20 protein-coding genes are annotated in these 19600 nt (G+C 52.9%); 17 read left to right on the top strand and 3 right to left on the bottom strand.

Annotation, left to right across the window (positions count from 1 at the left end):
* Window positions 1-35: 35 nt before the first annotated feature.
* The 5 genes from MKY86_RS12440 (at window position 36) to MKY86_RS12460 (ending at window position 6183) form a co-directional block, all read left to right on the top strand.
* The gene (locus MKY86_RS12440; protein WP_076074520.1) at window positions 36-476 is read left to right on the top strand and encodes a GNAT family N-acetyltransferase; all 441 of its coding nucleotides are present in this window, start codon (window positions 36-38) and stop codon (window positions 474-476) included.
* Window positions 477-698: 222 nt separating this feature from the next.
* On the top strand, window positions 699-1151 hold the full coding sequence (locus tag MKY86_RS12445) for a MarR family transcriptional regulator (RefSeq protein ID WP_143803517.1): 453 nt from the start codon (window positions 699-701) through the stop codon (window positions 1149-1151).
* Window positions 1148-4306 carry an MMPL family transporter gene (locus MKY86_RS12450; protein WP_076074522.1) on the top strand — a complete coding sequence of 1053 codons (3159 nt, stop codon included), beginning with the start codon at window positions 1148-1150 and terminating at the stop codon, window positions 4304-4306. Before MKY86_RS12445 ends, MKY86_RS12450 begins: the two co-directional genes overlap by 4 nt.
* Window positions 4307-4507: 201 nt before the next feature.
* On the top strand, window positions 4508-5041 hold the full coding sequence (locus MKY86_RS12455) for a sigma-70 family RNA polymerase sigma factor (protein ID WP_340826932.1): 534 nt from the start codon (window positions 4508-4510) through the stop codon (window positions 5039-5041).
* Window positions 5038-6183, top strand: a complete 1146-nt coding sequence (locus tag MKY86_RS12460) for a DUF4179 domain-containing protein (protein WP_076074525.1) — start codon at window positions 5038-5040, stop codon at window positions 6181-6183. The genes MKY86_RS12455 and MKY86_RS12460 overlap by 4 nt, the downstream gene beginning before the upstream one ends.
* A gap of 82 nt (window positions 6184-6265) precedes the next feature.
* Here MKY86_RS12460 and MKY86_RS12465 read toward each other — a convergent pair whose 3' ends face one another.
* Window positions 6266-6937 carry a tetratricopeptide repeat protein gene (locus MKY86_RS12465; RefSeq protein WP_076074527.1) on the bottom strand — a complete coding sequence of 224 codons (672 nt, stop codon included), beginning with the start codon at window positions 6935-6937 and terminating at the stop codon, window positions 6266-6268.
* Window positions 6938-7229: 292 nt separating this feature from the next.
* Here MKY86_RS12465 and MKY86_RS12470 point away from each other — a divergent pair, with 292 nt between their 5' ends.
* The 3 genes from MKY86_RS12470 to MKY86_RS12480 all read left to right on the top strand — a co-directional run bounded on the left by MKY86_RS12470 (window position 7230) and on the right by MKY86_RS12480 (window position 9001).
* On the top strand, window positions 7230-8231 hold the full coding sequence (locus MKY86_RS12470) for an aldo/keto reductase (RefSeq protein ID WP_076074530.1): 1002 nt from the start codon (window positions 7230-7232) through the stop codon (window positions 8229-8231).
* Between the two features lie 49 nt (window positions 8232-8280).
* Window positions 8281-8643, top strand: coding sequence for a hypothetical protein (locus MKY86_RS12475; protein ID WP_076074532.1), 363 nt, complete (start codon window positions 8281-8283; stop codon window positions 8641-8643).
* Between the two features lie 199 nt (window positions 8644-8842).
* A complete protein-coding gene (locus tag MKY86_RS12480; RefSeq protein ID WP_209873214.1) occupies window positions 8843-9001 on the top strand; it encodes a hypothetical protein in 159 nt (52 codons plus the stop codon).
* A 588-nt stretch (window positions 9002-9589) separates the two neighbouring features.
* Here MKY86_RS12480 and MKY86_RS12485 read toward each other — a convergent pair.
* Together MKY86_RS12485 and MKY86_RS12490 are read right to left on the bottom strand one after the other, a co-directional pair.
* A complete protein-coding gene (locus tag MKY86_RS12485; protein WP_076074535.1) occupies window positions 9590-9895 on the bottom strand; it encodes an HNH endonuclease in 306 nt (101 codons plus the stop codon).
* 3 nt (window positions 9896-9898) lie between these two features.
* A complete protein-coding gene (locus MKY86_RS12490; protein WP_076074537.1) occupies window positions 9899-10111 on the bottom strand; it encodes a hypothetical protein in 213 nt (70 codons plus the stop codon).
* A 143-nt stretch (window positions 10112-10254) separates the two neighbouring features.
* On the opposite strand from MKY86_RS12490, the gene MKY86_RS12495 reads away from it, so the two are divergent.
* The 9 genes from MKY86_RS12495 to MKY86_RS12535 all read left to right on the top strand — a co-directional run bounded on the left by MKY86_RS12495 (window position 10255) and on the right by MKY86_RS12535 (window position 19587).
* Window positions 10255-10395, top strand: coding sequence for a RusA family crossover junction endodeoxyribonuclease (locus tag MKY86_RS12495; protein WP_340827804.1), 141 nt, complete (start codon window positions 10255-10257; stop codon window positions 10393-10395).
* Complete coding sequence (locus MKY86_RS12500) at window positions 10364-10537, top strand: hypothetical protein (protein WP_340826933.1); 174 nt, start codon at window positions 10364-10366, stop codon at window positions 10535-10537. The genes MKY86_RS12495 and MKY86_RS12500 overlap by 32 nt, the downstream gene beginning before the upstream one ends.
* 254 nt (window positions 10538-10791) lie before the next feature.
* Window positions 10792-11070 (top strand): hypothetical protein, encoded by a 279-nt coding sequence (locus MKY86_RS12505; RefSeq protein WP_076074540.1) that lies wholly within the window; start codon window positions 10792-10794, stop codon window positions 11068-11070.
* A 332-nt stretch (window positions 11071-11402) separates the two neighbouring features.
* Complete coding sequence (locus MKY86_RS12510) at window positions 11403-12764, top strand: ABC transporter substrate-binding protein (protein ID WP_076074543.1); 1362 nt, start codon at window positions 11403-11405, stop codon at window positions 12762-12764.
* 99 nt (window positions 12765-12863) lie between these two features.
* Window positions 12864-13817, top strand: a complete 954-nt coding sequence (locus tag MKY86_RS12515; protein WP_036729218.1) for a carbohydrate ABC transporter permease — start codon at window positions 12864-12866, stop codon at window positions 13815-13817.
* A complete protein-coding gene (locus MKY86_RS12520) occupies window positions 13814-14677 on the top strand; it encodes a carbohydrate ABC transporter permease (protein ID WP_036729216.1) in 864 nt (287 codons plus the stop codon). Before MKY86_RS12515 ends, MKY86_RS12520 begins: the two co-directional genes overlap by 4 nt.
* 187 nt (window positions 14678-14864) lie before the next feature.
* On the top strand, window positions 14865-16592 hold the full coding sequence (locus MKY86_RS12525) for a cache domain-containing sensor histidine kinase (RefSeq protein WP_036729213.1): 1728 nt from the start codon (window positions 14865-14867) through the stop codon (window positions 16590-16592).
* A 14-nt stretch (window positions 16593-16606) separates the two neighbouring features.
* On the top strand, window positions 16607-17974 hold the full coding sequence (locus MKY86_RS12530) for an ABC transporter substrate-binding protein (RefSeq protein ID WP_036729212.1): 1368 nt from the start codon (window positions 16607-16609) through the stop codon (window positions 17972-17974).
* 17 nt (window positions 17975-17991) lie between these two features.
* Complete coding sequence (locus MKY86_RS12535) at window positions 17992-19587, top strand: response regulator (protein ID WP_076074545.1); 1596 nt, start codon at window positions 17992-17994, stop codon at window positions 19585-19587.
* Window positions 19588-19600: the final 13 nt, after the last annotated feature.

Genomic DNA, 19600 nt, shown 5'->3' on the forward strand with positions numbered 1-19600 from the left:
TTGGGGTCAGGTATACTTTTAGGAGGATGAGACATATGTTGATTGATTTGAAGCCGCTTGTCGGCACACCGCAGGTGAATGAGCTGCTGGCTTATGCGGTTATAGATGACCCGGATGCGCTGATACGCACTTCGGAGGAATACAGTAAGCTTGCGGCCATGCAGCTGTGCGGCTGGGAGGAGGACGGGCTGCTGCTCGGACTAACCGGGTATGAAGAGACGGAAGACGGCTCGCTCGACATCCGCCATATCGCAGTGCTCCCGGAGAACCGGGGCAAAGGGTATGCGCGCGGCATGATTCTGGAGCTGGTCACCTCCCGTCAGCCGCGTTACCTGATAGCGGAGACCGAGGACGAGATTGCCGCTGACTTTTACCGCAGTCTGGGCTTCATGGTGTACAGCCTGGGCGAGAACGCTGCCGGAATCGAAATGTTCCGCTGTGTCTATGAGGTGGAAGAGACGGAGGACGAGGAGTAAGCGGGCCGAACGGTATCGGGAGATGCAATAGGTGAAATTCACAATAGCCACTCAGCACTTTGCGTGCAGGGTGGTTTTTTGCGTCCATTAGGCGTATTTAATCCCCCTGATGAATATCAATGTAAAATTCATGAAACCAGTTGACTTTTAACGCAAAGGACAATATAGTTTTACTGTAAAACAGTTCGACACGTGAACTAATATGGAAAGGCGGAAGCAGCATTGAAGAAAGACGCAGAAGAATGGATCAATCGCTACGTAGATGCTTATATGGTCGTTACGAGGCAGATTAATGCGCGGCTCCGGGATATTTTTGGCGAAGGTCTGACAACGGACCAATTCCTGATTCTCAGGCTGATCAGCGGACAGGAGAGGTGTACCTCCACGTATCTGGCTGAAGCAGTCGCCGTAGGCAAAAGCTCGATTACTGCCATCATCAACCGGCTGGATGAAGCCGGGATGATTCAGCGGACCCGGGACGAGAATGACCGCAGGCAGGTGTATCTGACCATGACGGAGTACGGAGAGAGTGTCTACAAGACCTCTGAGAAGCAGATGCAGCAGGTGATCTCCCCATACTTGTTCCACTTCGAGGATCACAATATAGAGCTGTTTATTACGATGTTTGAGAAGCTGGCATTTCTGATGCAGGATACAGGGGGGAGAAGCAATTGAGAACGATTTTGAAGGCAAGATGGGCGGTTATCGCGGTGTGGGTGGCTGTGGCGATTGTGTTATTCCTCACGGCTCCCGGGATGCCCGATCTGGTGCGCGAGAAGGGTCAGATCGCTGTTCCGGCTGGCTACACCTCATCGCGGGCTGCGGAGATTATGAAGGAGGTCGCTGCGGCCAAAGACGGGGAAACGGTACATCAGGTGGCTCTGGTATTCCATAAGCCTGAGGGGCTGACGGCCGCAGACACCGAGAGTATTAAGCAGGGTGTAGAGCAGCTGGCCGGGAACAAGGATTCCCTGAAGCTCAGCGCGATTACAGATCCGTTCTCACAGCCTGAGCTGAAGGATACGCTGATTGCGGGGGACGGCAAGACGATTATGGTCGCATTGTCGGTGCAAGGCGGAGAGGAGGCAGTCAAGGAACTCCCGGCTAAGTCTGCTGAGCTGCTGGGCAACGTTACGGCGGAGCATTATATGACCAGCGAAGGGCTGATTACGGAGGATACGATTGCCAGCTCGGAAGCCGGTCTGAAAAAGTCGGAATACATCACTGTCGTGTTTATTCTGCTGATTCTGTTCGTGGTGTTCCGTTCGTTCGTGGCTCCCTTCGTGCCGCTGCTGACGGTGGGGCTGAGTTATATCGTGTCCCAGTCGATTGTCGCGTTCCTCGTGGACCGCTTTGACTTTCCGCTCTCGACGTTCACCCAGATCTTCATGGTGGCTGTCATGTTCGGGATCGGGACCGATTACTGTATCCTGCTGATCAGCCGGTTCAAGGAGGAGCTTGTACAGTCGGAGGATACGCAAAGCGCCATTATCGCCACTTACCGGAAGGCTGGTGGAACGGTGTTCTATTCAGGGTTGGCGGTCTTTGTCGGCTTCGTGGCGATCGGCTTGTCCAAGTTCATGCTCTACCGTTCGGCGGTGGCCGTGGCGGTCGGCATAGCGGTGATGCTGCTTGCACTGGTGACCGTTGTGCCGTTTTTCATGGCGGTGCTGGGTAAAAAGATGTTCTGGCCCTCCCGCGGCAAGCTGGAGCACAGTGAGAGCCGGATCTGGGGAGCGGCCGGTTCGTTCTCGCTGAAGAGACCCTGGGCCGCGCTGCTGATCGTGGCTGCGGTTGTGGCACCGTTCCTGCTTACCTACAGCGGGAAGCTGAGCTTCAACAGCATGGATGAGATCGGGCCTAACTACGCCTCGGTCAAAGGGTTCAATATTATATCGGAGAGCTTCGGACCGGGTGAATCCATGCCGGGCAAAATTGTCATCAAGAATGACGACCGGATGGACACTGCTGAATATATGGGGCTTGCGGAGAAGATCAGCCGCGAGCTGGAAAAGGTGGATGGCGTTAAGGCTGTGCGCAGCATGTCCCGGCCTACCGGGGAGCAGATTAATGACTTCCTGATTCCTACTCAGGTGGCTACGCTGGCGGACGGTCTGGATCAGAGCAGTGAAGGGTTAACCAAGATCCAGAGCGGGCTGAGCGAAGCGAGCAAGCAGCTGAAGGAGAATGAGCCTAAGCTTACAGAAGCGGCTTCTGGCAGCGCCAAGCTGACAGAGGGCACAGCCGAGCTTAAAAAAGGGATTGATGCGCTGGGCGATGGCCTAACGCGGATCGAGGAGGGTATCCGCAGCGGCGGGGCCGGAGCGGGAGAGATCAAAGCCGGCCTGGCGCAGGCGGCAGACAGTGCGAAGCAACTGGCACAGGCCAATGCCGCGCTGCTCGAAGGGTACAAGAAGATTGGCGGCGGCCTGACAGCGCTGAACGGAGGTCTTACTGGTCTGCAGACACAGCTTCAAGGCGTGGCGGATGCGCTTAACGGTCTGGGAGCGTCGTTCACCGGACTGGAAGCCGCCTATCCAGAGCTGCTTCAGGATGTGAATTATCAGACGATCAAAGGTACAGTTACGCAAAGCGGTACGGGAGCTGCGGGACTTGCCGTAGGATTGGGCCAGATCTCGGCCCAGCTGAGCGGCGCGGCGGCCGGATTGACCGAGGCCAACGCCGGGTATTCTAAAGCGGCAGCGGGGCAGGCTGCGCTGGCGAAAGGGCTGGATCAGCTGGTAGCCGGTATCGGTAAGCTGCAGTCCGGACTGAAGCAGGCGGCTGACGGCCAAGGGCAGATTGTCGGCAAGCTTCCGGAGATCACCACCGGGCTTACACAGCTGCAAGGCGGGCAGAAACAGCTTGCTGACGGGTTCGGCGAGCTTACGGGCCAGCTTGGACAGCTGACGGACGGACTGACGCAAAGTGCGGACGGTCTGGGACAAATCACCGGAGGCTTAAGCTCGGCGCAGGATTATCTCAAGCAGATTCAGGATGCCAAGGATGATGAGCTGAGCGGGTTCCTGGTTCCGGCAGAGGCGCTTAAGGCCAAGGGCATGCAGCAGGTATTCGATACCTATCTGTCCGGGGACCGCAAGGTTATGACCCTGGATGTGGTCTTCGCCGGGAATCCATACAGCGCGAAGGCTATTGACAGCGTCGGACAGATCCAGGAAGCGGTGGACCGTGCCGTGGCCGGCACCAAGCTGGAGAATGCGGAGACAGCCATGAGCGGTGTGACCAGCACCTACAATGATTTGCAGACCATCTCCAATGAAGATTACACGCGTACAGTAATTCTGATGCTTAGCGGTATTTTCATCATTCTGGTGGTGCTGTTCCGCTCGATGATTATGCCGCTGTATATTATTGCCTCATTGTTAATCACTTACTTTACGGCACTGGGCATCACTGAAGCGATCTTCGTGCATCTGCTGAACTACTCGGGAATCACCTGGACGACGCCGTTCTTCAGCTTCGTGATGCTGATTGCCCTCGGGGTGGATTACAGTATCTTCCTGATGGACCGCTTCAATGAGAACAAAACCTGGGATGTGCGGGAAGCCATACTGCACGCCATGCGCAATATGGGGACCGTGATTCTCTCGGCTGTAGTGATTCTGGGCGGTACCTTCGCCTCGATGTACCCTTCCGGGGTCCTGTCGATGATGCAGATTGCCACGGTTGTATTGTCCGGTCTGGCGCTGTATGCACTGGTATTCCTGCCGTTCTTCGTGCCGGTGATGGTGCGGATGTTCGGCCGGGCCAACTGGTGGCCGTTCCGTCCGGCGGCTGGGGAGGATCAGCCTAGATCACTGGATATGTAACGTTCTTCACCACAAGAGATGAAACCTTAAAGAGCAGGCTTCCCGGTTATACGGGGCCTGCTCTTTGGCTGTTTACGCAGAAAAAAATAAAAAATACCATGCTAATGTAACCTTATCGGCTTGTACATCATCTAAAGAGTATATGAAAGAAAGCACTGAATGGGGATGCGGCAGCTTCCCGTTAGAAGGGGGCAATCATATTTGAACACCGGACAAGGAGATCTGGTCAGGCGTGCCCAGGCAGGTGACAGCGAGGTCTTCATCCAGCTGGTAAAGACTCAGGAGCGGCGGATGTACAGTATGGCCAAGTCCATGGTCAGGAGTGACGAGGATTGTGCCGATGCGATGCAAGAGACTGTACTGAAAGCTTTTAAAGCCATCTCAGGACTGAAAGAAGCGGCGTATTTCAACACATGGCTGTTTCGGATTCTGATCAACGAATGCAACTTGATTCTGCGCAAACGGGAGAGGGTAGTCGTCATGCCCAATCCGCCGGAGAGCGTACAAGCCATATCTTCGTCAGCAGAAGAGATAGATCTGCGCCAAGCCATTGGCAGGCTCGAAGAGATATCAGGGACCATTGTGAAGCTGCATTATTATCAGGGGCTGACTGTGCAAGAGATTGCCGGGCTGCTTGAGCTGTCAGAGAGTGCTGTCAAGACCAGGCTGCACCGCGCCCGCAAGACGTTACAGCAATCCCTGGAGCAACCTGTAGAAAGGAAGGTGAACGGATGAGCCAGCAGCGGTTGGAGAGCAGGCTCGCAGACCTTCAGGATGAGACTCTTCCTGAACTGCCGGAGCTTGTGCATCTGCGTATGGAGGAGACGTACCGGATCATCAGTGAGAAGGATGATGTTGGCTTGGAGGCGGCTTCAGAGCATCAGGGGACGCTTAGACGTAAAAGAATGCCCCGGTGGCTGTCCCGGGTGATGATCAGTGCAGCATCTGTGGCCGGAGGGCTGGTGCTCCTGATTAGCCTGGGATTCATCTCCCCGGCCATGGCAGAAACCTTGAAGCAGTTACCCTTCATGTCAAGCGTATTCCAGCTTGCCGGAGATTCCGGACTGCGGAAAGCCAATGAAGCAGGGTTAACCACAAATGTTGAGCAGACCGTCACTCTGGATGGAATGACGCTCAAGGTGTCGGAACAAATGTATGACGGAAGCCGCTTCTCGGTGGTTCTGACCCGTGTTCAGGCAAAGGAGGAGCAAAAAAAGGAGGAGTGGTGGGATTTATTGACCCAAGGGGGACAGCCAGCGGGAGGAATAAATAATATCGAGTTTTTGGTGAACGGGGAAAAGGTCAATACCGGATACGGGTTTAAGCAGGGAGGTGCCGGTGCTCCTGACTCTATCATAGTTTCGGCACTAGATGGACCGAATCTACAAATCCCTGACCAATTTGATCTCACCATGCTGGTCCTTATTGATGGAATGGATCAGAAGTTTCGCTTTGAGTTTCCCGTTAGCAAGAAAACGGTAGGCGACCTTGTTCTTGGCCCTGGGGAGACCAAGGTACATGATCATATCCATCTACGTTACACACGGCTGGAACTGAGCCAGACATCGACCCGTCTGCTGACCGAAATTAAAGGAGACCCCGGCGCGGATCTCAAGGCTATTGAGGAAGCAATTCCAGATAAATATAAGGATGCGGGGACTTTTATGATCTGGTTTGAGCTGTGGGATGATCATGGGCAAAAGGCTGTTGTGATTAGTGGCAGCGGCAGCGGTAAAGGGGATACGTTCTCATACAGTATGGTCTTTGAACCTTTTGAGAATAGGCCGGAGAGTGTAATTATTAAGTCTTTCGTTATATCAAAGGACGGGGGGAAGCAGTATATTCCCGAACTTGAGATGTCCGTCCCTATACAATAAAACAAACAACCTCCAGGGTCTGCAATGTGCAGTAGCCGGAGGTTGTTTGCTGTCAAAAGGCTATATGCTTATAATCTGCCGCTCACCGCAGCTTCGCGAAATAACTGCGCAGCGCCCAGCCGCGTTCCTGACGCTTCTTATACTTAGGCAGAGAGCGGTAGACAGCCATCGATTCGTTAAAAGCAAGCTTGGCGTCCTCAGTCCGCCCCAGCGTTTTGAACATCGACCCGGCCAGATAATAAGCCTCGCTGGAGGAGGTCTGGATCTCCTGGAATTGGCTCACATAATGGAGCGCCTTGTCCTGGTCCACATGCCGGAAAATCTCGGCCAGACGCAGGTAAGGCTGCCCGTATTGCGCCCGGCGGTTGATGTCCAGCCCCTTGAGCATCTGGGCTTCGCCTTCGGCAAGCTGGCCCAGCTTGAGGTTGGCGTATCCGAGCTCCACCCAGTATTCAGCCGAGGTCTCATAACGGTCGGCGATGGCCGTCAGCAGCTCCTTGGCCTCGCTGTAGCGCTTGCGCTCAATCAGCAGCCGGGCCAGATCGAATTTGGCGGTTACATCGTTGGGGTTCTGGGCAATGGCCGTCCGCAGCCTGGACATCTGGCGGCTGCGGCGGAAGGGCTTGGAGAAGCTGGGCAGGATGCCGACATAACGGCGGTCCACGAAATACAGAACGACCAGCAGAATAACTAGGGCCAGAATCGGATTACCGAGCAGCCGGTAGAGCAGCAGGAAACCTAGAATTTTAATCATGAATATGAATTCCCTCCGTTACATTTGTGGTTCATTTGTGCTTCCTGCAAATTGGATATGAATAGGCAGGGTAATTATACCATATCAACCTTTTTAGAGGCCACGATAAAAGAGGCTTGGGACGGTTATCCAGTTCCAGGTGATCGATAAGCCCCCAGCTCCTGCCTGCACTGCTGTCATTGACAGGCTGCTGCCGAAGTCATAAGCTTTGTGTACAGTCAGATTGTCTCATCGCTATATTAGCTCTTATATAACAGTGTGTTCAACTAACACTTGGAAAGAAGGATGAACCGTGGAGACATTGACAAGCAAGGTCCAGCTGCGTCCCCTGGGACGCTCTGAGCTATCGGTATCGCCGCTTGGCCTGGGCTGCTGGCAGTTCAGCCGGGGCAAAGGATTCGTAGGCCGTTACTGGAGCAATATCACAGACGCGGATATTTTGGATATCGTACGGGTCAGCCTAGAAGGCGGCATGAACTGGGTGGATACGGCAGAAATCTATGGCGGCGGCAAGTCGGAGGAGGCGCTCGCTCATGTGCTGGATCAGCTTCAGCAGGAAGGCAGCCCGCATGCGGCTCCGCTGATTGCGACCAAATGGTGGCCGATGCTGCGGACAGCGCGCTCGATTACCTCCACGATTGATCAGCGGATTGCTTGCCTGGGCGGCAGAGGCATTGATCTGTACCAGATCCACCAGCCGTTCTCCTTATCGTCGATTGCCAGTGAGATGAAGGCAATGGCGGGACTGGTACAGGCCGGCAAAATCAGGTATGTCGGGGTAAGCAATTACTCAGCTAAGCAGATGGTGGAAGCGCACCGTATCTTGCAGACCTACGGGCTCACTCTGGTCTCCAATCAGGTCAAATACAATCTGCTGCACCGCAGCATCGATCAGAACGGCATCATGTCTGCGGCCAAGGAGCTGGGTATCTCGATCATCGCCTATTCCCCGCTCCAGCAGGGTATCCTGACCGGTCGCTTCCATAATGATCCTTCGCAGGTGGCTGCCGTCTCGCGGTCCCGGCGGATGATGTCCGGCCTGGACGACAAGAGCCTGGCCCGCAGCAAGCCGCTGATCACCTCCCTGACCGCACTGGCTGACAAATACGGGTGCACACCGGGACAGATTGCACTGAATTGGCTGATTCATTATCATGGTGACACCGTAGTTGCGATTCCCGGCGCTTCCAAGGTCCGTCATGCCCGGGAGAATGTCGGCACCATGACCTTCCGGCTGGAGCCGGAGGAGCTGGAGCTGCTGAACGAGGCCTCCTGGGCTGCCTTGAAGAAGTAACCCGGAATTCGGGCAGCTCTTCATTAACTCAAACGGGGAGTGAACTGACATGAATCAGAAATGCTGGGTTGTCTTACAATATCCCTTGAAAAGCATTAAAGGGAGCCAGCGCGATGAATGGTTGAGGGATAAAGTAACGGAATACCTGGATCTCTTTTTAGCGGATGCGGAGCTTGGCTATGTAGACGGGTCTGAGATGGGTAAAACGGTATCAGACCCGCAGCAATTTGTACTTAATATCTTTTGTGTCATTACGGATGAACAACGGGGTATAGCTCTGATCAAAAAAGTATTAAGAGAGCATAGGCTTGATTATACCCGGATCAAACTGGCCACGATGCCCTTTGAGGGCGGAGGAACCTATACGCTGAAATATGTCTCTAAGAAAGGCGTGACTGATTTTTCGTTATAGCCATTATTTAGTCGAGCTGATGAATGAATAGGATGATGCTCAGCAGCGGACCCGGACTTTGATTTTCAAGTCCGGGTCCGCTATTTCCATTTTTCTGAGATAAAACTGTTTAGGACTGGAAAGAGCGGTTTATATAAGGGATAAGATGCTTCGCACTCACGCAAATAAGGTGAAGATTATGGAAGGAGGTTGAACTTCAATGAGTATGAGCGTACATAACCTTATGGCTTTTAATCATCAGTTTTTTAGACCTCAGCCCGTTGTCCATCCCAAAGCGCAGAGACAGGAAGACAAAGTCCAGAGCTTTCAGGAGGTCCTTAACGAGAAGCTGAGCAGCTATGGCGACATGAAGAAATAAGCAATAGAGCCGCAGAACTATTTTATGCAGAAGACATCGCAGCAAATCATAGAGCATTCAGCAAAAGCAGCAAAAAGGTGCCTCCCGGAACTCGGAAGGCACCTTTTTGCTGTTTAAGAAATTATTATTAGGAGTATATCAGATTTCACCGGATAAAGGCTGAATGTATGCTAAAAACCAAATACAATCGGCTGGTATAACGGCATATGGTCCAAATCTATGTGGAAAACAGCATACATTATACTCGCGCGCAGGCACATGGTCCGAATGTATGCGGAAAACAGCATACATTGTGCTCGGACGCAGGCACATGGTCCGAATGTATACGAAAAACAGCATACATTGTGTTCACATACAGGCAAATGGCCCGAATGTGTGCGAAAAACAGCATTAATTGTGCTCAGACGCAGGGCATCTTATTCCTCTGCTAGGATGCCTTTGTTCAGATCAAAATATCTATATTTCACGCTGTACATTATCCTTGTATTTCTCGCCGAAACGGTACCGCCCTTAAAAGGGCGGCAAAGCCGTTTCCACTTGCTACGCGCTGGACCTCAGAGCACCTGTATTATCCTGCCATCCGGCAGATTAACGTTTGCTTCGAACGCGCTTTGATTTGTGCAGCTTCGGTTCTGAGCCTGGTGCCTGCCGCATGATCCATTTCAGATAAGCGGCAATCTGCGGGTCGCTGCGCAGGCTATCCAGTGTCGTAAGGCCAAGAACAACGAGATCGCTGTTGGTATACAGGGCATGAATCTGCCGGTGGCAAGCCTTGCACAGAAGGGCCGTCGGGAGCAGGCTGCCGCCTTTCTCGCGGGGAATCAGATGATGAACGGTAGTTGCAAGAGGAGAACGGCCGCACAGCTCACACGTGTCCAAGGCCCGGCCAGTCATATCTTAAGGCCGGACTTGGAAGAATTCACAGCGGCTGCGCGAGTAATAAGTCAGATCACTGACCCGCGACTGGATCACAACATCCGAATCGGTGAACCGCACTATCGTAGCGCCGGAATTCACCAGATGGTCATCCTGGAAGACGCGGACGGGCAGCTTGCGGTCAATCGCTTCCTGCAGATCCTGGTCAGTGAGTAGTGGTCGGTTGATGGGCATGGAATAAATCTCCTTTAGATAGGGATAACTTCAGTTGCAGCAAATACGATCAGTATACCCGTCTGCCTGCCAGAAATCCACTTCCTTGGTGTGATCCTTCAATTTATAAGGGCAGGAGGCGGGAATAGGCACGGGAACTATAAATCTGGAAGGATGACAGTCAGGTGGTGGACGCGTTGGTGAAGAAACGGTACAGTGCAAGGCCGCGGATAGAAGTCAAAATTAAGCAATTGGATAATCAGTGCGCGGAAGATGTCCAAGACAAAGCAGATTGTGGGGTATGAAATCACGGTCAAACTAGTTATGTCGAAGCTGGAATCGGCCCTTCGTTACCGCCTTCTAGCTGACTTCAAGGAGGGCAAGACCATGTTCTTGGACCGAATTACCGGCTCTCCAGAGGATTTGCAGACCGACAATGTAGAATGAGTGATCATCAGCGGCGTGCATACTCATGATTAGATGGATCTCCTGGTGGCCAAGATCGACGACAATAACGGAATTTCACACTTTCCGGGACCGCGAATGATTTTGATTTCATTGAGCAGTTCCCAGCATATATGGCATAAAGATGGTTGCTTCAGTGATTCAATCGGTTTATGATTTGATCAAGGAAAAATAAGGGGTGAATCAATGAAATTACTGGACGGACTCTAGCTTCCCTGAAGGAGGTTAGAGCTGATTTGAGTAGAAGCATTAAGAAAACACCCGTAAGTAAAGATCAGGCAAGTCGTTGGATCAAACGGCAGGCAAGCAAGGCCGTACGAAGATATCCTAATGACATTTCATTTGGAAAATCCTATAGAAAGATTTTTTCTTCTTGGGATATCAGTGATTGGCGGTTCTACACACCGTACAAACAGGCAGTTAATGAGTGGGAAACTACTCACAAGACTTGGCGTAAACAGGTGAGTTTTCAAGAAATGACTTTCCAATGGGCTAAGAGCTTTAAACGAAAATAGTGAAGGAGTCGTTGGCAGGGAAGCGCCAGCGACTTTTTTGCATTCTAATACAAAAATCTGGAGGTCTTTTGCAGAAGCGATAAATTAGAAAAATACCTGTCCAAAGGGAAACAGATCTTCAATCTTTCTGTCAGTGAGGCAGTTAGCAGAGAGAGTTCAATATTATTAAAAGGATAAGACTTCTTTCGAATATCTCATTACATAAAAACAACCACCTGTTTTAGAATCGTAAGTATTTCCACCATAAATCGGCAATATGCCTCCTCAAAAAAAACCTTGGCCTACGGTACACTAAATCGTGTAAAAGAAACCTTTGAGAGGGGTACAGAGGAATGAAAAAAACAAAGAACCTGGCGCTCGCGCTGGTCTCCATCATGCTCATGAGCTCACTTGCAGCATGCGGAGGAAATAACAGCGGCGGCAACAAGTCTGCGGAAGAAAATACGGGTAACAACGCGTCAAGCACAGCAGCACCCGCAGCTGAAGGAGACAAGACAGAGCCGGCAGAGAAGGTCGAGCTGTCGTTCTGGACGCTGGGCAACGTGAACTATGAAGAGCTGGCGGCAGCCTACACTAAGGAACACCCTAATGTAACCATTAAAATTCAGAATACCGGTGACCAGACGGCTCACCACAACAATCTGACCACAGCACTCTCGGCGGGTTCAGGCGCACCTGACATTTTCCAGCTTGAGATCGGTTTCATGGAACGTTTCCTGGGAGCCCAGGACAAATTCTACAACCTGAATGACCTCGGAGCCAAAGACATCCAGGCCAACTATCTCGACTGGAAATGGAAGCAGGCTTCCTCCATCGACGGCAGCTTCCAGCTTGGACTTCCGACGGATATCGGCCCTACAGTAGTCTACTACCGTACTGACCTCGCTGAAGCCGCCGGCTTGCCGGCCGATCCTGAGGGCTTCGGCGCAGCCATCGATACGTGGGACAAATTCGCTACGGTAGCGAAAGCGTTCAAAGACAAGACAGGCAAGTATTTCTCCGACTTGACCGACCTGACGTACAATGCGCTTCGTGACCAGTCGGCGGACGAGATCTATTTCAGCAAAGCAGACGGCAGCTTCATCGGCGATACCAATCCGCAAGTGAAGAAAGCGTATGACTTTACTGTTAAAGGCATTCAAGAAGGCTGGATCAGCAATGTCATGCTCTGGTCGCCTGAATGGGGCCAAGGCATGAACGATGGATCGTTCGCTGTCGTGATGGGTCCGGCCTGGATGGCCGGTAATATCAAGAGCAACGCACCGGACTCCTCCGGCAAATGGAGAATTGCCCAGCTTCCTGAGGGCGCCGGTAACTGGGGCGGTTCGTTCATCACGCTGCCGAAGGAAGGCAAGCACTCCAAGGAAGCCTATGATTTCATCCAGTGGCTCGTGAACAAGGATAACCAGCTGGAATCCTTCAAGACCAAAGGCCTGATGCCTTCTATCCCTGCACTGTACGAAGATCCTGCGTTCGTGGATTTCAAGGATGACTTCTTCGGCGGACAGCAGACGGCGGTGGAATTCGGCAAAGCGGCTAACCGCGTGAAGCCGGTATACTACGGACCGCTGCATGACCAGACCGATACCTTCTTCAAGAATGCGCTGAAGAACGTGCTGGAGAAGAAAGCCGATCCGGCCAAAGAGTGGGACGATGCTGTCAAGCAGTCAAAAACGCTCGCAGAACGCGGCTAACCTGTAATACGCGGGGAACAGACTTCCCCAAATGTCCGGATTCACGGAGTAGTCTCTCTGTGAATCCGGATTTAGATATGAATTCTCTGGAGGTGTGACATGGCTGAGCCCGTAATTACGAGTCCGCATGCCGAGAGCAAACGACCTTTCTTCACTGAACAAAGACGGAGCCGCATCACTGCGTATACTTTCATTTCACCGTTCTTTATTCTGTTCTCGATATTCGGACTATATCCAATTTTCTTCACATTCTATTTATCGTTCTTCAAGTGGGACGCCTTAGGTCCAATGAAATACGTCGGCTTCAAAAACTTCGAGCTGATCACCACGGACCCGACCTTCTGGATCTCCTTCAGCAACACGCTGATTATGGGGCTGATGGGTACTGTGCCGCAGGTTATGCTGGCGCTGCTTCTGGCGGTGCTGCTGCATTCGGGGATGACCCGGTTCAAGAAGACCTTCCGCATCCTCTATTTCATGCCGAATATCACTTCGATCGTGGCGGTTACACTGGTATTCAGTACGCTGTTCGGCAATAACGGGATGATCAACTGGCTGCTTAACGGAATCGGGTTAGAGAGCATGGCCTTCAATTCCGGCTGGTGGGGGGTCAAAATTGCCATCTCCACGATGGTCATGTGGCGCTGGACGGGCTACAATGCGATCCTGTTCCTCTCGGGCCTGCAGAGTATTCCGATGGATCTGTACGAATCAGCCAAAATCGACGGGGCCAACCGCAGACAGCAGTTGTTCTTCATTACACTGCCCCTGCTTAAGCCGTTCATTATCTTCGTATCCCTGCAATCCACCATTGGTGCGCTGCAGCTCTTCACAGAGCCTTATGTCTTCCTCGGCCAATCCGGCACCGGATCTACCCGGCAGGAAGGGATTACGATGGTTACTTATTTGTACAGTGAGGCCTTCCGCAACGGCTTCTTCGGTACAGCGGCGGCTACAGCGGTTCTGCTGTTCCTCGTTACGATTCTGTTCTCTGTCCTCAATATGCTGATCTCCAGAGGCGGCGGCAGACAGACTGGAGGGAAAAAAGCGTGAGCACACTGCGTATGTTTAGAAAAAAACCGGATGATCTCGGCTTCTTCGGCAAGCTGGGCTTCTATCTTCTGCTGATTCTCGGAGCACTGGTCTCCATCTTCCCGTTCTATTGGATGTTTGTGGTCGGGACCAATGATAAGGGAGCCGTGTTCCACGTACCGCCGCTACTCACCATCGGAGACCAGTTCTTCGAGAACTTCAAGCGGGTGCTGGACAAATCGGACTTCTTCCAGGCGCTTGGCAACTCGCTGTTCGTCTCGTCGATGGTGACGGTCTCGGTCGTGTTCTTCTGTACGCTGGCCGGGTATGCTTTTGCCAAATATGAATTCCCCGGTAAAAACGTGCTGTTCGTATTCGTTATTGCCACCCTGATCGTTCCCCAGCAGCTCGGCGTACTGCCAACCTATGTCATTATGGCCAAGCTTCACTGGATCGACAGCTTCAAGGCGCTGATTGTTCCGGCTATGGTCAATGCCTTCGGCATCTTCTGGATGCGGCAGTACATCTCCTCGGCCGTGCCTACCGAGCTGATTGAAGCCGGACGTATTGACGGAGGAGGCCACTTCCGGATTTTCTGGCGGATTGCCGTTCCGGTCATTACACCCGCGATGGCTACCCTGGGTATTCTGAATTTCATGACGGTATGGAATGACTTCTTCTGGCCGCTGGTGGTTTTGAAGAACAAGGAGCATTTCACGATTCAGATTGCATTGCAGCAGCTGTTCACTACACGTGACGGTCTTGATTACGGGATGATTATGTCCGCTACCTTCACGGCCACGCTGCCGCTGCTGGTTGTCTTCCTGCTGTTCAGCCGCTGGGTCATTGCCGGACTGACTTCAGGTGCCATCAAGAGTTAACTGTCTGTCTATTCAATAAGTAAGAGGATTTACAGAATGCTGTGAAGAATAATAATCAAGTGGAAACGGTTTTGCCGTCCTTTTGAAGGACGGCATTCGTTTCAGCGAGAAATAGAAGGATAAGTTATCGTGTGAAACCTATGAATTCTTCTATTTGGACAGAGACCGCAGGAGGAAGGGACCCGTCATGAAGCTCCGCCGCAAAATCTTGTTCGCTATTATTCTTCTAGTATTCATTCCCGTGATTGTCATGGGGATTGTGACGTATGTGAATTATTCGAATGCTATGGAGAAGAAATCAAGTAATTTCTACTGGATCTCCCTGCTGGAGACGGACCGCAAGCTGAAGTTTGCCCTCAGTGAGATTTCATCGATCACCAATTCAGCTATCACGCAGCCTGCGATCCAGCAGTCGCTGAAGCAGCAGAATTTCGTCCTCACCTATGACCGCAAGCAGGAAATCAACAACCTGCTGATTAACCATCCGATGATCACCTCGTTCAGCCTGTACGGGAAAGACCGGCTGCTGTACCAATACAATGCGCCGATGTCTTTTGCGGATATGCACAAGCAGGTCTGGTTCGGAGCCATGGAGGCTGCCGAAGGGCGTCCTGTCTGGTCCGGTCCCGGAGAGAACGGCTCGGCCAGCGGCGATAAGCCGGTGCTGGTCCATGCCAGAGTGATTAAGGACTATTATTCGCTGGAGGATATCGGCTATCTGGTTGTATATGTGAAGCCGGATCTGCTTGATCAGATTTTCTGGGAGGCTGCGACCCTGAAGAAAGGGGATATCCTGCTGGTCAACAAGCAGGGCAATATCGTCTTTAACAAGTCCGGGGAGCATATCGGGGAACGGACGGATTTTCCTTTTTTGCAGGAGAATTATAACCAGGAGCAGGACTATTACATTGACAATTATCAAGGGGAGCGGTCACTGATCACTTTCCTGCCTTCACATAACGCGGACTGGTATCTGGCGGCCATTACGCCGATGAACCTGATCTCCTCCGAATCGGTCTCCATCCGCAATATTGCGATTATTCTCGGCATGGTGTCGCTGCTGTCGGCCTTCCTGTTCGACCGTTATTTCATCCGCAGGCTTGTCCGCAGCATTAACAGCGCCGTGAACGGCATGAAGCGGGTCAAGCAGGGGATCTTCACCCCGATTCCGGTACCGCTGCGGGCCAATGATGAGAGCGATTCCCTGATTGACGGCTTCAACCGGATGAGCTCGCAGATCAATGAGCTGATTGACCAGGTCCAGACCGAGCAGGGACGCAAAAAGGAAGCGGAGATGCAGGCGCTGATGGCCCAGATTAACCCGCATTTCATCTATAATTCACTGGAATCGATCAACTCCATGGCGGTGCTGGCAGGCAACCGGGATATCAGCAAAATGGTCATCTCGCTCGGCCGGCTGCTGCGGATCAGCATCAGCCAGAATCAGGAGCTGATCCCGCTGCAGATGGAGTTCGAGCATGTCCGCCATTACCTGGATATCCAGAAGTTCCGGTTCGAGGACAAATTCTCCTATGAGCTGGATTTGCCGGAGCCGCTGAAATACGTGATGACCCAGAAGCTGATTGTTCAGCCGATTGTGGAGAACGCTTTGTATCATGCCATTGAGCAGATGGAGGAGCACGGGACCATTACAGTCACCGCCCAGGAGAACGGCAAGGATATTATCATTATTGTGAAGGATAACGGGCCGGGCTTCGATCTTGAGGTGCTGATGAGCCAGTGGAACAAGGAGCGGAGCAATCCCAAGAAATACAGCGACAGCGGGGTTGGGCTGAAAAATGTGCATGAGCGCCTGAACATCCGGTTCGGCAATCCCTATGGCATTCTGGTCTGCTCCTCACCGGGCTTCGGATCAGCCATCTGCATCCGGATTCCGAGGATACAGCCGTCATGAGAGGGAGAAGCCAAATGAAAGATCAGCGACATGTGCTCCGATGGTTGACCAACTGGGGATGGATTCTCCTCTATATTGTGCTGATGTCCGGCGCCGTATGGTTCATTATGCAGGAGGACCGGGAGCAGATTGAGGATACTTCGCCCGAGAAGATCACATTGACCTTCCGGCATTTCTGGATCAAGGAGCATGACCGGCCGCTGCTGGCGATCTTCGAGGAGGTTGTGCGCAGCTACCAGGAGAGCCATCCGAATGTGAAGGTGAACTTCGAGGGGCTGGACCAGAATATCCACCGGGAGCAGAAGCTCAAGAGTGAGATGGTAACCGGCACACCGCCCGATATGTTCGTTCTGTTCGGCGGAGCGGAGATCGAGCCCTACGTGCGTTCAGCCCGGCTGATGGATCTGACCGATTTCACTGCCCAGAACGGTCTCAGCAACCAGTTCAAGGATCTGCATCTCTGGACGTTCAACAATCATATCTACGGACTGCCTATCGAGGGCAATGCGGAACCGCTCTATTACAATAAAAAAATCTTCACCAAGCTAGGCATTAATACTCCGGCTACGTTGGCCGAGCTGGATACGGTGATGGCGAAGCTGAAGGCAGCGGGGTATATCCCGTTTGCGCTGGGGAACGAAGACCGCTGGCCTGCGGGGATATTCGCCCATTATCTGATGGACCGCTACGCCGGACCGGAGTTGATTCAGAAGCTGGTTACTGGCGAGGATATGTCGAGCTTCCAGAACAGCGGCTACCTGGAAGCGTTCCGGCATCTGAACAGATGGGTGAAGGCAGGCTATTTCAGTGAGGACTCTAATGATACCTCCACCGAGGGTGCGGTCCGTCTGTTCACTGAAGGCAGGGCAGCCATGTATCTGAACGGCAACTGGGATATCAATTTATTCTCGGGGGACAATGCCCCGGACGATTTCCAGAGCCGGGTTGGAGTCATTCCCTTCCCCGCGCGGGAGGCCGGCACAGAGCCGTCTATCGCCGGAGGGTATACGATTGGCATCGGGCTGTCTTCGAGCCTCACCGGAGCGAAGCGGACAGCGGCACTTGAATTGATGAAGGGCTTCTATACGAAAGAGATTCAGACGCGGATTGTCTATGAGGGTCTCCGAATTCCGTCGATGCGGATTGCATTTGACCCGGAGAAGACCGGACCGGTCTTTGCCCAGGTGATGGATATGATGGAGGAGAATGAGCAGAGCTTCGTCCCGTATGACAATCTGTTATCGCCTGAAGTGAAGAAGACCTTCCTCAGTGTCATCGAGGAGATGATTGACGGAGGGCTGCAGGCGGAGCAGGCCTTGCAGCAGCTGCAGGATGCGTCCAAGCAGTATTGGAATCTGATCCGGAGTTCTTCGGGTCAATAAGCCTGGGGGTGTAAGTGATGAAGGAGCAGCAGGAGAAATATAAGGTACTGCTCGTAGATGATGAGCCGATTATACTGCGCAGCCTGAAGGTTGCGATTCCATGGGATGAGCTGGGCCTGAGCATTGTGGGGGAAGCGAAGAACGGGGAGGCCGCCTTGCAGCAGATTCAGCAGACCGCACCACACATCATTATCAGCGACATCCGCATGCCGGTGATTGACGGGATCACGCTGATGAAGGAGGTTCTGCCGCGCAGCGCCAAGCTGATCTTCATTTTCATCAGCGGCTACGGGGAATTCGAATATGCCAGGGAGGCCCTGCGGCTGGGGGCCTTTGATTACTTGCTGAAGCCGATTGACCATGACGAGCTGGTGGAGATGCTTAAGCGGGCCAGGGAGCGCCTGAACCGCCAGAAGGAGAACGAGCAGCTAATGCTCTCGGTGCAGACCCTGTCGCTGCTGGCCCGCGAGCGCATGCTGGCCGAATTCACGCTGGGCAATCCGCGGCCGCTGCAGCACCTTGCGTGGCTGGAGAACAGCGAGCTGGAGGGAGAATACTTCATGGCCGTGGTCCGTCTGGACGACTACGCGGCCTTGACGGCGCAATGGAGCGCCGAGGAGAAGCGTCTGTGGCTGTTTGCCGTGCGCAATATCCTGGAGGAGTGGTCGCTTACGAACGGGGCATTGTCTATCTTCCCGTTCTATAACGGAGAATGGATTCTGCTCTTCCCGGCCAGCCTGAATGATGGTAAGCGGGAACTCGGGGAGCAGCTTATAGCCGGAATCAAGCGCTACTCCAAGCTGAACTGCTCTGTCGGCATCAGCAGAAGCACCAGCGGGATTGATCAGCTTAGCACGGTATACCCGTTAGCCTCCCAGGCGCTGTACCAGCGCTTCTATTCCGGTCAGGCCGGTGTCTTCCTGGAAGAGGAGACAGCAGCGGCAGGCAACCGGGAGGTGCAGTATCCGAAGGAGCTGGAGCTGTCGCTGATTGAGAGCATCCGTACTCTGAATATGGAGCGGATGCTGACTCTTTTTGACGAGATGTCCGTATTCATTGAAGCCCAGAGCTTGCCCCAGCCGCTGGCGGAGCGCCTGATGATTGAGATGAGTGTGGTGCTATACCGGCAATTCGAACATCTGAATACGCATAATGACTGGTCCATTGAAGGGCTGTTCAGCAAGCTGAACGGACTGGGCACGTTGCCGGACATGATGAATGTCCTGAAGACCACCTTCCGCGACTGGCTGGAGCAGAGTCATAAGACCGCAGCCCGGGAGGACGGACGGAGTATCATTGAGAAGGTCCAGCGGTACATTGAATCCAATTACCATAAGGATCTCAGCATCGAGGAGGTATCCGAGGTGGCCGATCTCAGCATCAGCCATTTCTGCACCCTGTTCAAGCAAATATCCGGCTACACGTTCCTCGAATTCGTCACCCACTGCCGGATGGAGAACGCCAAATACATTCTGCGCAGCAGCAATGTGAAAGTGTATCAGGTCGCACCGCTGGTCGGCTATCAGGACCCGAGATACTTCACCCAGGTATTCAAAAAAGCGACCGGCAAGACGCCCACAGAGTACCGTGAGGAGCATGTGAAGCAGGCTTAACAGACCGGCGGGC

It is taken from the genome of Paenibacillus sp. FSL R7-0333, from assembly GCF_038000365.1.
GTDB classification, from domain to species: Bacteria; Bacillota; Bacilli; order Paenibacillales; family Paenibacillaceae; genus Paenibacillus_AQ; species Paenibacillus_AQ silagei.

Bases quoted from the DNA above. Each gene is read 5' to 3' on its own strand.
- MKY86_RS12440 (WP_076074520.1), top strand. From the start codon at position 36: ATGTTGATTGATTTGAAGCCGCTTGTCGGCACACCGCAGGTGAATGAG.
- MKY86_RS12460 (WP_076074525.1), top strand. From the start codon at position 5,038: ATGAGCCAGCAGCGGTTGGAGAGCAGGCTCGCAGACCTTCAGGATGAG.
- MKY86_RS12465 (WP_076074527.1), bottom strand. From the start codon at position 6,937: ATGATTAAAATTCTAGGTTTCCTGCTGCTCTACCGGCTGCTCGGTAAT.
- MKY86_RS12475 (WP_076074532.1), top strand. From the start codon at position 8,281: ATGAATCAGAAATGCTGGGTTGTCTTACAATATCCCTTGAAAAGCATT.
- MKY86_RS12480 (WP_209873214.1), top strand. From the start codon at position 8,843: ATGAGTATGAGCGTACATAACCTTATGGCTTTTAATCATCAGTTTTTT.
- MKY86_RS12485 (WP_076074535.1), bottom strand. From the start codon at position 9,895: ATGACTGGCCGGGCCTTGGACACGTGTGAGCTGTGCGGCCGTTCTCCT.
- MKY86_RS12490 (WP_076074537.1), bottom strand. From the start codon at position 10,111: ATGCCCATCAACCGACCACTACTCACTGACCAGGATCTGCAGGAAGCG.
- MKY86_RS12500 (WP_340826933.1), top strand. From the start codon at position 10,364: ATGTCCAAGACAAAGCAGATTGTGGGGTATGAAATCACGGTCAAACTA.
- MKY86_RS12510 (WP_076074543.1), top strand. From the start codon at position 11,403: ATGAAAAAAACAAAGAACCTGGCGCTCGCGCTGGTCTCCATCATGCTC.
- MKY86_RS12515 (WP_036729218.1), top strand. From the start codon at position 12,864: ATGGCTGAGCCCGTAATTACGAGTCCGCATGCCGAGAGCAAACGACCT.
- MKY86_RS12525 (WP_036729213.1), top strand. From the start codon at position 14,865: ATGAAGCTCCGCCGCAAAATCTTGTTCGCTATTATTCTTCTAGTATTC.
- MKY86_RS12530 (WP_036729212.1), top strand. From the start codon at position 16,607: ATGAAAGATCAGCGACATGTGCTCCGATGGTTGACCAACTGGGGATGG.
- MKY86_RS12535 (WP_076074545.1), top strand. From the start codon at position 17,992: ATGAAGGAGCAGCAGGAGAAATATAAGGTACTGCTCGTAGATGATGAG.